At 50.7% G+C, this 11501-nt stretch carries 12 protein-coding genes; 6 read left to right on the top strand and 6 right to left on the bottom strand.

The window, feature by feature from the left end:
• Positions 1-2: 2 nt before the first annotated feature.
• The 3 genes from B156_RS0120095 (at position 3) to B156_RS0120085 (ending at position 2361) form a co-directional block, all read left to right on the top strand.
• Positions 3-611: a hypothetical protein gene (locus tag B156_RS0120095; protein WP_018621576.1), complete on the top strand. Its 609-nt coding sequence runs from the start codon at positions 3-5 to the stop codon at positions 609-611.
• Between the two features lie 249 nt (positions 612-860).
• Entirely contained in the window at positions 861-1583 is a 723-nt protein-coding gene (locus B156_RS0120090) for a 3-keto-disaccharide hydrolase (RefSeq protein ID WP_018621575.1), read from the top strand.
• 58 nt (positions 1584-1641) lie between these two features.
• Positions 1642-2361, top strand: coding sequence for a YqjF family protein (locus tag B156_RS0120085; protein ID WP_018621574.1), 720 nt, complete (start codon positions 1642-1644; stop codon positions 2359-2361).
• Between the two features lie 83 nt (positions 2362-2444).
• On the opposite strand, the gene B156_RS0120080 is transcribed toward B156_RS0120085, so the two are convergent.
• The 4 genes from B156_RS0120080 to corA all read right to left on the bottom strand — a co-directional run bounded on the left by B156_RS0120080 (position 2445) and on the right by corA (position 7383).
• The gene (locus tag B156_RS0120080; protein WP_018621573.1) at positions 2445-3440 is read right to left on the bottom strand and encodes an aldo/keto reductase; all 996 of its coding nucleotides are present in this window, start codon (positions 3438-3440) and stop codon (positions 2445-2447) included.
• A 111-nt stretch (positions 3441-3551) separates the two neighbouring features.
• Positions 3552-5090: a TolB family protein gene (locus B156_RS0120075; RefSeq protein WP_040586056.1), complete on the bottom strand. Its 1539-nt coding sequence runs from the start codon at positions 5088-5090 to the stop codon at positions 3552-3554.
• 104 nt (positions 5091-5194) lie between these two features.
• Positions 5195-6340: a YncE family protein gene (locus B156_RS0120070; protein ID WP_018621571.1), complete on the bottom strand. Its 1146-nt coding sequence runs from the start codon at positions 6338-6340 to the stop codon at positions 5195-5197.
• Positions 6341-6432: 92 nt separating this feature from the next.
• Entirely contained in the window at positions 6433-7383 is a 951-nt protein-coding gene (gene corA, locus B156_RS0120065) for a magnesium/cobalt transporter CorA (protein WP_018621570.1), read from the bottom strand.
• A gap of 211 nt (positions 7384-7594) precedes the next feature.
• Here corA and B156_RS0120060 point away from each other — a divergent pair, with 211 nt between their 5' ends.
• Positions 7595-8926, top strand: a complete 1332-nt coding sequence (locus B156_RS0120060) for an isochorismate synthase (RefSeq protein WP_018621569.1) — start codon at positions 7595-7597, stop codon at positions 8924-8926.
• Between the two features lie 52 nt (positions 8927-8978).
• Here B156_RS0120060 and B156_RS0120055 read toward each other — a convergent pair whose 3' ends face one another.
• Positions 8979-9158 carry a hypothetical protein gene (locus B156_RS0120055; protein ID WP_018621567.1) on the bottom strand — a complete coding sequence of 60 codons (180 nt, stop codon included), beginning with the start codon at positions 9156-9158 and terminating at the stop codon, positions 8979-8981.
• A 74-nt stretch (positions 9159-9232) separates the two neighbouring features.
• On the bottom strand, positions 9233-9493 hold the full coding sequence (locus tag B156_RS0120050; protein ID WP_018621566.1) for a hypothetical protein: 261 nt from the start codon (positions 9491-9493) through the stop codon (positions 9233-9235).
• Between the two features lie 279 nt (positions 9494-9772).
• Between B156_RS0120050 and B156_RS0120045 the strand changes: the two genes are divergently transcribed.
• Entirely contained in the window at positions 9773-10843 is a 1071-nt protein-coding gene (locus B156_RS0120045) for a glycoside hydrolase family 130 protein (RefSeq protein WP_018621565.1), read from the top strand.
• Positions 10844-10951: 108 nt separating this feature from the next.
• Complete coding sequence (locus B156_RS0120040) at positions 10952-11485, top strand: SRPBCC family protein (RefSeq protein ID WP_018621564.1); 534 nt, start codon at positions 10952-10954, stop codon at positions 11483-11485.
• Positions 11486-11501 lie beyond the last annotated feature (16 nt).

The raw sequence follows: 11501 nt of genomic DNA, 5'->3' as shown, positions 1-11501 counted from the left end.
CTATGAAACTCAAGGCTATTGTTGAGCAGATTCAACACGAAAGTAAAGTCGTTCAGGGCGAGGCTACTAAGGATAAGATCTATGAAAGTCACCATACGTATCCAGACGAATCAGCGGCAGTAGAAGCCTTTGCCAAGTCGGTAGCCAAACTGCTGAATGTGAACGAATGGTCGAATCTTTCCGGCCTTTCCGCTGATTTCATGCTGTATGACCCGGTTGGCAGGCCCAAACCCGCTGGACCAGCCGAAATCGGGGATTTCATCCAGATTAATTTACCTGGTCCAACGCCAGAAAACTGGGTACAGGTCATTCACCGGGAGACAGGCGAAACACGAGCTGAGTTTACGGTTCAACCCTGCCCGGACCCATTGGCAGATAACCCGAATCAGATTGAGCATTTTTTCACTGAACACGCGCGCAGCATCTTTCGGGTCGACGTATCCGGCTGTACAATCAGCGCGTTTGAAATTGGCCAACAGGAATCCATTAACAACCAACAACCTCAGGCCGAAGAACGGGGCCTGATCAATACACTCATTGCGGAAGCGGGTTGGCTTTTTTATCAAAAAATGCAGTGGAAACTCCTGACCGATTATCTGGTTCACCTGTAAATCAGCTTTTGGTCCCCAGCAAATCCAGGATTATTCCTTCAGAGATAGAGCAAATCCAGGCTAGCATGTCTGCTCGAAATTCATGGATGAAAAAGTATCGTGGTCTAACAAGTCGTTGAGCGTAATTTAACCTAGCTTAATTTTTATCATCACCTATCAAAAGATTAGGAAAATTGTCCTGTACTAGTGCATTCACTTTGTACATTGCCGTGTCATGCTTGAGGCTAAAGTGACCATTTTCACAATCCTATGAGAAAACTAACGAACTGGCTGGTCGGCATCAGTCTTCTGCTGGCAGGCAGCCTGAGTCGGCCAATGACGGCTATTGCTTTTAATAGCGCTACCGAGCCTCGCAGCGATGAACCCGGTCAGGCCAATGGCTGGCGACAGCTATTCAATGGGAAAGATTTAACCGGCTGGAAACACGTGGGTAAGGGGCGCATGTCTGTGGAAAACGGTATGATTCGGGGCCACGGTGGACTGGGGCTGCTGTACTGGACAAAGGAGAAATTTAGTAACTGCGTCATCCATGTAGTGTACCGGATGCAGAAAGAAAACAGCAATGCGGGCGTGTTTATCCGGATTCCCGTTGAACCGCACGAAGAGTGGATGCCCGTTCACTACGGCTACGAGGTGCAGATTGATAACCACCCCGAAACATCAAAGGAAGATGACTATCACTATACCGGAACGCTTTACTCGCTGACCAAACCACTGGCAAAACCGGGGAAACCCGGCCCACAGTGGAACATAATGGATATTACGCTGGATGGCACCCGCACGCTTGTTCACGTAAATGGCGTGAAAGTGACCGACTACCGGGAAGGCGAGGCCGTTCCCGCCCGTAAATTTGATTTCGAGCCTTACCGTGGCCTGCGCCCCGTGTCTGGCTACATCGGCCTGCAGAATCACGGCGATTCTGACGTAGTTTATTTCAAAGAGGTTTCGGTAAAACCACTGGCCAAAAAATAGGGTAACACTGCCCTTAAACAGTCTGTTAACTGCCAACAAACCGTTTAAGCCCCTGCCAATGGCCACCACCTTTCTAAGCGCCGAATGGCGAAAGCTTATTTTTGCCAACTACGCAATTGACCGCCGGGTGTTGGAGCCACTGCTCCCTTACGGCACCGAACTTGATGAGTTTAATGGCGTTTGTTACGGCAGTTTAGTTGGTTTCTATTTTCAACGCGTAAAGATGTTCGGTGTTCTACCGGTGCCTTTTCACACCGAATTTGAAGAATTCAACCTGCGGTTCTACGTTCGGCGAAAAACGCCGGATGGCTGGAAACGGGGCGTTGTCTTCATCAAAGAAATTGTGCCAAAATTTGCCATTACGCTGGTCGCTAATACCCTCTACGGCGAACCATACGCTACCCATCCCATGCGGCATCGGTTTGAACAGGAAGCCCAAACACAGCAAATTCGGTACGAGTGGAAAGTTGGTTCGGACTGGAACCACATCAGCGTCACGGCCGACCAGACCGGCCACCCGTTAGTACCAGCCAGCGAAGAAGCGTTTATTACGGAGCATTACTGGGGCTATACCCGCCGGGGTTCGAATCGTACGTCAGAATACGAAGTCGTACACCCGCCCTGGCTGATTTACCCGGTACATACGCACGATGTTCGCTGTAGTATAACCAAGTTGTATGGTACTGCGTTTGCGCCTTTTTTCAAGCACCCGCCCACGTCAGTATTTCTGGCCGAAGGCTCACCGGTAGTCATTAAGTCGGGGGCGGCTATTCGATAACGGGGCACCCTCCCATCGCACTTTTATCAAACCGTCTGTGTGGCACCGGTTGTGAGCAACCGGCACCACACAGACGGTTCACTCTACTTGACCAGTTCCAGTTTGTTCAGTTCTTCCGTAATCTGACCGATCTCTTCCGCGCTTAATTTTATGTCCATAGATGCCGCATTTTGCAGTGCCTGCGTGGCATCCCGCGCCCCTACCAGGGCAATCGTGATGCCGGGTTGCTCTACCGTCCACCGCAGGACCAACTGACCTACCGTTGCCTGTTTATCATCCGCCATCGGCTTGATTTTATCCAGGAAGGCATCGACACGTTTCAGGTTTTCATCCTTGAAAAAATAGAGCGATGCCCGGTGGTCGTCCTGAGCAAATTCGTGTCCTGGTTTCATTTTACCGGTCAGTAACCCCCGCTCCAGTGGACTATAGGCCAGAATGGCTTTATTATGTTCAATGCAGTACGGAACCGTTTCAGCTTCGATATCCCGTTTTACCATGCTGTAGGGCACCTGATTGGAAACCAGGTTGATAGTCTTTGCCGCTTCCCGCATCAGCTCGGCGCTGTAGTTACAAACGCCCGCATAACGCACTTTCCCCTGCTCAATGAGCCGCGTCACGGCTTCCATCGTTTCGTCTATGGGCGTCGTTTTATCGTGCCAGTGAATCTGATACAGGTCGATGTAATCCGTACCCAGGCGTTTCAGGCTGTTCTCGCACTCCTCGATAATACTTTCTTTTCCAGCGTACTTATAGATATCGATGTCCCTGCCGCTATTGTCTTTGCTGTGCATGGCGAAATCCCCTTTGGCAAGGTCCCACCGCATCCCGTACTTGGTCAGAATCTGTACTTTATCGCGGGGAAAACCTTTGATGGCTTCGCCCACAATTTCTTCGCTCAGGCCCTGCCCGTAAATCGGTGCGGTGTCGATGGAGGTTACACCAACGTGGTATGACTCCTGAATAGCCTTCACCGCTTCACTCCGTTCGGTACCGCCCCACATCCAGCCACCAGCCGCCCAGGCCCCAAAGGTGATTACTGAAATAGTAAGGTCTGAATCACCTAACTTTCTATACTCCATAAAATTGATTGGTAAAATACAGTGTCACAACCGCTGGTATATGATCAGGGTTTTGGCACTATCATTAAGCGGTTGCCCGGCAACTGATTTTCGGAGCTGCTACTAGCTTCCTTATTTCTCAACGGGACTCATGCTGCTCTCCGCTGTGTTGCTGATAAACGCCACCCGCTTGCTGTCCGGCGACCAGGAAGGGGTGTTAATGGTGCCCTGCCCACCGTAGATGTAGGCGATTACTTTAGGCTCTCCCTGTCCCGATATGGGCAACATTCGCAGGTACACGTGTTTGTAGAATGGATGTTCGTCTGCCTTTACTTCTTCCTTAAGGAAGGAGAGAAACACAATCCATTTTCCATCGGGCGAGATGTGCGGAAACCAGTCGTGAAATTCGCCGTTGGTAATGGCTTCCTCTTCGCTGCCATCGGCTTTCATCCGATAGAGCTGCATGGTACCGGTACGGGCGGAGTTGAAATAAATGTATTTCCCGTCGGGGCTATATTCCGGGCCATCATCAAGCCCTTTTGCTTCGGTGAGCCGTACTTCGGGACCACCCGCCGATGGGACACTATAAATGTCGTAATCACCATTGCGGGAACCGGTAAACACCAGTGTTTTCCTGTCAGGCGACCAGCCGTGCAGGTACGAAGGCCCCTTGGGCGTAATCTGTTTTGGATTGCCACCCGTTACCGGAACGGTGTACACAATAGAGCCTCCCAACTCCTTAACGCCACTGCTCAGGCCCAACATTTTACCATCGAAAGACAGTACATGGTCATTGTTATTATTCTTCACCTCACCCGTGTTCAACAGAGTCGGTTGTCCTTTGGCCATGTTAAAGGTGTAGATGTTACCATCGCCGTTGTAAAGCAGCGTTTTCCCGTTGGGCATCCAGTTGGGTGCCTGAATGGATTTGGGATGGTTGAAAATAACCTGCCGGTTGCCCGTTGATACGTCCAGTATTTCCAGATTACTGGCCAGATAATCACGGTACGGAACCTGGGCGTCGGTAGCCGGTACACTGATGCGGACATCCCGGAAAACACCCTTTTCCAGCACGTCTTTATTATGCGACCCAACAAATAAGCCCACGTATACCTCATCGCCCAAACTCAGGTCAGTTACCTGTTCGGTTACGAACGGTTCGCCGAATTTAGCCATCCGCATGGTGTAGGTATTGCCTTTACGCTCCAGCTGGATCACATCAGCATGAGTAATTTTGGCGCGAATTTCTTCAGTATTAGCACCGGTCGTCTTCCGAAATTGCAGGGATGTGAGGCCATCGCCGTGCACCACTGCGTTAATATGGGCCGATTTAGGATCGAGACTGGTGCGGGCCATCCAGCCCACTTTACGGTGTGGGTCAACCCCTTTACCCACTAATTCCGCCCGGCAATACAGGATAAAATCGCCGGTCATCTTTTTCCACATAAAATGGAATTCATCGTGATCAAACCACACATTGTAGCCCGAACCGGCTAGTTCGTAGGTGTGGTTCTGGGCATTATAACGAGCCGAGCCTGGTTTCAGCACATCGCCAATATCACCCTGCCCGGCAAATATGCCCAGATTTGGATTTTGCGCCAGTGCCGAGAAACCGGCGGTCAGCATCAGACTTGTCAAACAGGTCAGAAGAGTACGTTTTACGTGTATCATTTGTGTAAGAAATCAGTAACTGGTCAGGTAACAACCCGAGCGTTGGTTCACTGACAAAAGTGACAATCGCGTTATTCTACCATTCACAACGGTACCTGGGTGGGCTACTTTTTCACCTGACCGATACCAAACTGATCTCCGGCGGCTACGGCTTTGCCTCCGCTAAACTGAATTTCAACCATTTTTTCACTCTGCACGGCGTTGTGATCCTGATCTTCCAGCGTCGCAACAATTTTTCGGGTCTTTACGTCAATTACGTCGCCAGTTGAGGGATAGGCGTATTTACCGTCCCGGCTGAACGTGATCCAGCCGGGCATGTCCCGCACCAGAATAGACGTTTTCTGTATGGGTGGCATCACCGTATTGTCAAAGATGTGTACCCGGTTATTGGCTCCGTCGCACAGCCATATTTCTTTCTCATCCGGGGTCATGCCAATACCGTGACTGGGGCACCCATGCCGCTTCACCTCCCCAATGTTAAAGCCTTCTACCACTATGCGGTGTAGAAATTTACCCGTTACCAGATCACCCACTTCAAAGCCCAGCAACCCATTTACATTCACGTACACCAGCGTTTGTGCCCCGTTGATGGTAAACGGGCGGATGTCGGCACCAAATGGGCCAACCTGTTTGGCTATGGTGTGGGTTTTGGCATCGGCCACGTTCAGCATGGTTGATTTTAGCCCGGCCAGATACACGTACTTTCCATCAGGTCCGTAGATGGTGTTATGCGCCCCGGAGTTAGTCACTATTTTTTTGATAACATCCCCCGTTCTAGCGTCAACGACGGTCCAGAATTCTTTTTCCAGCGATGGGGCATAAATTATTTTCCCATCCGGTGAGATGGAGATACGATCCACACCTCCTTCATACTGCTTTTCCCACAGGAGTTTCTCTGTGGTCAGGTCAATGCACTGGATGGCTTCGAGCGTACTGATGTAAATACAGTTCAAAGCCACGCTCACATCTACACCCTTCACATTAGACGGTTTGCCATTTTTACTAAAGCCACCCGTTTTAATGAACTTCACAAACCGGTGGTTAGTAGCCATGTCGAACACCTGAATCCCGTGCCCGCCATAGCCCAGGTAATTACGTACGCCCGGCGTAACTACGTATAGGTATCGTTGTACGCTGGGAGCGGGTTTGGGAATGGTCGGGGTAGCGTTGGGGGAAGAAATCCAGGCCGTTGTCAGAGCAACAGCCAGGAAGCTAAGTAGTAGTAAGAGGGTGTTTTTTCCGGCTTTCATAGGTAATACGCTTTATCGTTTGCGATGGGAGCAGCCCATACTTTATGAAGCAGAACAGCAACTAATCTTACCCAAAATACTATGCCCGAAGGCTACAGCCAGTTTTTGCGCCGGAATACAAAGACCGTCAGGGCGGAGGAAAGGAGCATCATAGCCAGGGCGAAGGCATAGCCATACTGCCAGTGCATTTCCGGCATCACGTCGAAGTTCATGCCCCAGATACTGGCCAGCAGGGTTGGCGGCAGGAAAACCAGTGATACGACGGTAAATATCTTCACGACCCGGTTTTGCTCCAGGTCGATCAGACCGAGGTAGGTGTTTTGCAGGAATTCCAGCCGCTCGAAAATAAAGTTGGTGTGGTCAATCAGGGAGTTGATGTCTTTGATAAGGGTTCGCAGCCGTTGCTGTTCCAGGTCGTTGAACCACCCATCGGAACGAATCATGGAGGATATTACCCGCTGTTTATCCACCACGTTTTCCCGGATAGACATGGTCAGTTCCTGGTAGTCGTTGATGTTCAGCAGCATTTCCTTGTCCAGATTAGCATCCAGGTCGAGCATTTTGTTTATGGCCTTAATTTCGCCCGATACCATTTCGATCAGGTCGGCATCATAATCAATCCGCGATTCGAAGATGGAAATCATAATCTGTGCCCCGTCACTGAATACCGCCCGTTTAGATTTGATTCGTTTGACGGTATCGGCAAAGGATTTCAGGTCCGCATTGCGGTATGTAAAGAGCATTTCGTCTTTGAGCAGAAAACTAACCGGCACGTTGGCATATCGATGCTCGGAGTCGGGTACCAGGAAGTTGGAGTTGGCAATCAAAAAGTCATCTTCTTCAATATAGCGCGAACTACTTTCAATTTCCAGTTGCTCCTGCTGACTCAGAAAATCGACATCGAATTTCTCTTCCACGCTTTTGATTTCGGCCGCCGTTGGATTTTGGAGGTCCACCCAGAGGGTACGGGCTGAGTGGGAGAAGGAGTCAATATCACGGACTTTGCGAACGGAGGTTTCGTCCTGCTGAAAGATACGAATCATACAATGACGAGTAGTTTGTCGAGCCGTAAAGTTCGCAGAAAATACGGGCACTGACGAATACAGAGTCTGTTATTTCCCATTGTGTCCGGATTGCCCTGTCTGATTAAGCTATACTCAGCAACCCCGGAAAAGTGTTTTAGGTCATCAAGCACAAATTAGCAGTCATACTTGTTATCTGTTCAGGCAGCCCGAATCCGGCTGTTTATGCTTTATGTATTCATCCGCTCAGCGTCATACCGATTTAGCCGCGCCTTTTACCGGGCCAGGCACTTTGTTACCCGAACCCCGGTGCACCGATCTGTGGGAGACGGCATTCACACTTGGTCTTCCGGCTGCTTTGTGGCGACTTCCCGCCCAGCGGGACAAACACCTGATCGTTTCCTTCGATGAGGTGCTGCCCCGCGTATCGGCTGATTTTGACGAATTACCGGCGGGTTTCCTGGTTAGTCCGTTCGATAACCTCGCCCCCCTATCGGATGAAGCGAGTCATACGGCCCGTACGCTGTTCATACGCGCCGACATTCAGGCCGTTATGTCAGAAGCCGACCAGAGTGTAACCACACGGGTCGAATCAACGCCAGGCGACGTTTCCCCTGATTTTACCAGACAGGCTGACCTATTTTGGAAAACACTCGATCGGTCACCTCGATATGCCGACCATCCGCAAGCGGTTTCGACTCCGCCCACGCCCTTATCCGATCCAGAAGCGGAGGCTATTTATGTTCGTAACGCTACCCAGGCCGTTGAAGCGATACAGCGGGGGGAGATGCGAAAAGTAGTCATTTCCCGCACCAGGCGGGTGCAGTTTGCCGATGCACCGAATGCGGTTGCTTTGTTCGACAAACTCTGTAAAGCGTATCCGAACGCGTTTGTATCGGCGGTTTCAATTCCGGAACGGGGCCAGATATGGATTAGCGCCACGCCCGAACGACTGGTGAGCGTGGATGCCGACGGTATTTTCAGAACGGCTTCTCTGGCGGGCACCCAGTCGGCTACGCATCCGGACGGAACGTCGAAACGCCCGACTCAGGCGATGTGGGCCCAGAAAGAAATTGAAGAACAGGCACTGGTTAGCCGCTACATTATTGAATGTTTTAAAAAAATCAGGCTGCGCGAATACATTGAAGAAGGTCCAAAAACCGTTGTGGCTGGTAATCTGATGCACTTAGGCACTTCCTTCACAGTGGATACCCAGGCAGTACGATACCCACAACTGGGCACGGTGATGTTGAAACTTTTACATCCTACCTCGGCGGTTTGTGGTACCCCGCGCGATGCTGCTTTCGCCTTTATCCGGCAACATGAAATCCACGACCGCGAACTATACAGCGGTTTTCTGGGACCAGTGAATATAGATGCCGATGGCAAAGGGCCGGAAACCGGCATTTTTGTTCATATCCGCTGCATGAAGCTGGAAGGAAGGCTGGCTACTCTCTACGCCGGAGCCGGACTAACGGAGGATTCGGAGCCGGAGCGGGAATGGCTGGAAACCGAAATGAAATGCCAGACGCTACTGAAGGTAATTATGAATGATGAATTATAAATGATGAATTATGTTTTGTGAACTCATTCATCATTTATAATTCATCATTTTTTTAAGCTCCTTCGGCGGGGGCGCTGGGGGCGCGGGAACCCTCTTCTGCCATACGATCACCGGCTTCGCTGGCGGCCGACGACTGGGTATCGGCATCGGGTGCAGTGCCTTCCGTCACGGTGTCTTCGGTCGTAACGTACAGCTCATCTTCAGGATCGGTACTCTGTTCCGAGTTTTTCATAATTAGTGGTTTTGCTAAAGGGTACAGTAAATCAGCTAATGGTCGATCCCGTTGACTCCACGAAAAAGAATATATTATAGACTGTCGTCGTCATCGTCCAAATCATCCACAATGTCGTCGTCTAAGTCGTCGTCGATATCATCGTCTTTGAACTCTTCGTCGATGTCGTCAATATCATCGGCTCCGTATCCACTGGCGGCTCCTGAACCCAAATCATCGAATTCTGCCCCATCGTTGTCGAAGTCATCTTCATCATCGTCCATAGAAGCTGTTTCCGGATCGGGGTTGAGCATCAGCACGTCTTCGTCCTGATCAAACGTTGGCTGGTAAATCATGGCTAAAAGGTAGTATAATTGGTTTGATCGTCATAACTCGGCTATTTCCCGGAAGGTTTAGCCTGCGCCAAAACTAATGGAAATAGGTATCCAGTGAACGTAAGCGAAACAAATTAATGGTTATTTTATTCATTGATCATACCGGTATCAGGCTGTTTTCTTTCGTACCTATCGGCTCCCTGCTCTCTTTACCTTTGCAATCAGGCAGTTGACACAGCGTTACAGGGCTTACCCTAATTACTCACCAGGAAATCACCAGCCCCACGGGTTTATTTTACAATGAAAAATTATCAACTCCGCCGACTGGTTAACCAGCCTATTCTGAAAACGAACGATGTAAAACCAGCCATCGACGGTTTTACTGTGCTTGGGGCTTTCAATCCGGCAGCCTGTCTTTTTGGCGATGAGGTTATTCTATTGATACGCGTAGCCGAAGCCCCAACCCCAACGCTGGGGCAGTTAGCGATTCCTCTGCTGGTGGACCAGGAAGGCGTACCAACCCTCACCATCCAGTACCTTCCAGAACCAACGCAACCCTACGATCCGCGCGTCGTTACCATTGAAGGCAACACCTACCTAACGTCAATGAGCCACCTTCGTTTGGCCCGCAGCCGGGACGGTATTCACTTCACTATTGACGATAAACCATTCCTGTTTCCGGCCCGGATGGATGAATCATTTGGTATTGAAGATGCCCGGATCACGTTTCTGGAAGGTAAATACTGGATTACTTACACGGCAGTGTCGGAGCATGGACCCGGCGTCGGGCTGGCCGTCACGACTGATTTTGTAAACGTCGAGCGGGTGGGTATGATACTACCGCCACCGAACAAAGACGTAGCCTTATTCCCCAAAAAGATTAACGGCAAATACTGGTTGTTGCACCGGCCAATGGTGTCGGACATTGGCAAACCATCCGTTTGGCTGGCAGAGTCGGAAGATGGTATCCACTGGGGAAAGCATCGCTTTCTGTTCGGAGGTCGTGCACTGACGGATGACCGATACGCCTGGGAAGGGGCCAAGATTGGGGCCGGGCCGGAGCCAATGCTGACCGACGAGGGCTGGCTGGTTTGCTACCACGGGGCCAGTGCCACCCACGCCTACGCACTTGCTCTTGCCCTGCTGGATAAGAATGATCCGTCGGTCGTTCTGGACCGCTCGACCCTGCCCCTGCTTACGCCTGAGTTACTTTGGGAGCGCGAAGGTTTTTTCCCGAACGTAGTTTTCTCAAACGGCTGGATTCAGTGGCCGGAGGGTCATCCAAAAGCGGGACAAATCTGGGTATATTATGGGGCCGCCGATTCGGGCGTAGGGTTGGCAGAACTGGTAACAGTGCCCGACGCACGCTGACTAGCGTAAACAAAAGTGATTGAACGATTACTATACCACCCGGAACTTAATCGTGATAACCGCCAAGTTTAAAAACCAGTTAACTGTTTGTAAATCAATTTGAAATCCATGAACAAGAAACCATTACTATACGGGGCTGTCCTGCTGGGTACCGTCGTAACCGCCGTTATCATCGCCGAAAAATTCATCAAACGTCCGGGGTCTTCCAGGCTTAATCCCAATGCTCCGGCCAGCACGGATAAAACAACCCGGATTGCAGCCCCGCCCGAACGGGTGTGGCAGGCAATGAGCCAGATTGACCAGTGGGCCGGTTGGCAACCCGATATCAGCAAGGCTAAGCTAAACGGTCCACTTCAGGCAGGCTCTACCTTCGACTGGAACACCAGTGGTATGGCTATTCATTCGACACTACACACGGTTACACCTCCGGAAGCCCTAGGTTGGTCGGGTGAAGCTTTTGGTGCTTTTGCGGTTCACAACTGGCATTTCAACCCCCTCACCGATGGCACGACCGAAGTGCGGGTCGAAGAAAGCATGGAAGGCTGGCTAGTAAGCGTATTAGGCTCTGTTTTACAAAAAAACTTGGATGAGGCTACCGACCGCTGGCTGGAGGCACTCAAAAAAGTAGCAGAAGCTGAGTAAGCTTTTGTATGTACCA

The sequence above is a fragment of the Spirosoma luteum DSM 19990 genome (genome assembly GCF_000374065.1).
GTDB lineage: Bacteria > Bacteroidota > Bacteroidia > Cytophagales > Spirosomataceae > Spirosoma > Spirosoma luteum.
This window is presented reverse-complemented; position numbering and strand designations above follow the sequence as displayed.

Bases quoted from the DNA above. Each gene is read 5' to 3' on its own strand.
- B156_RS0120095 (WP_018621576.1), top strand. From the start codon at position 3: ATGAAACTCAAGGCTATTGTTGAGCAGATTCAACACGAAAGTAAAGTC.
- B156_RS0120090 (WP_018621575.1), top strand. From the start codon at position 861: ATGAGAAAACTAACGAACTGGCTGGTCGGCATCAGTCTTCTGCTGGCA.
- B156_RS0120085 (WP_018621574.1), top strand. From the start codon at position 1,642: ATGGCCACCACCTTTCTAAGCGCCGAATGGCGAAAGCTTATTTTTGCC.
- B156_RS0120080 (WP_018621573.1), bottom strand. From the start codon at position 3,440: ATGGAGTATAGAAAGTTAGGTGATTCAGACCTTACTATTTCAGTAATC.
- B156_RS0120075 (WP_040586056.1), bottom strand. From the start codon at position 5,090: ATGATACACGTAAAACGTACTCTTCTGACCTGTTTGACAAGTCTGATG.
- B156_RS0120070 (WP_018621571.1), bottom strand. From the start codon at position 6,340: ATGAAAGCCGGAAAAAACACCCTCTTACTACTACTTAGCTTCCTGGCT.
- corA (WP_018621570.1), bottom strand. From the start codon at position 7,383: ATGATTCGTATCTTTCAGCAGGACGAAACCTCCGTTCGCAAAGTCCGT.
- B156_RS0120060 (WP_018621569.1), top strand. From the start codon at position 7,595: ATGTATTCATCCGCTCAGCGTCATACCGATTTAGCCGCGCCTTTTACC.
- B156_RS0120055 (WP_018621567.1), bottom strand. From the start codon at position 9,158: ATGAAAAACTCGGAACAGAGTACCGATCCTGAAGATGAGCTGTACGTT.
- B156_RS0120050 (WP_018621566.1), bottom strand. From the start codon at position 9,493: ATGATTTACCAGCCAACGTTTGATCAGGACGAAGACGTGCTGATGCTC.
- B156_RS0120045 (WP_018621565.1), top strand. From the start codon at position 9,773: ATGAAAAATTATCAACTCCGCCGACTGGTTAACCAGCCTATTCTGAAA.
- B156_RS0120040 (WP_018621564.1), top strand. From the start codon at position 10,952: ATGAACAAGAAACCATTACTATACGGGGCTGTCCTGCTGGGTACCGTC.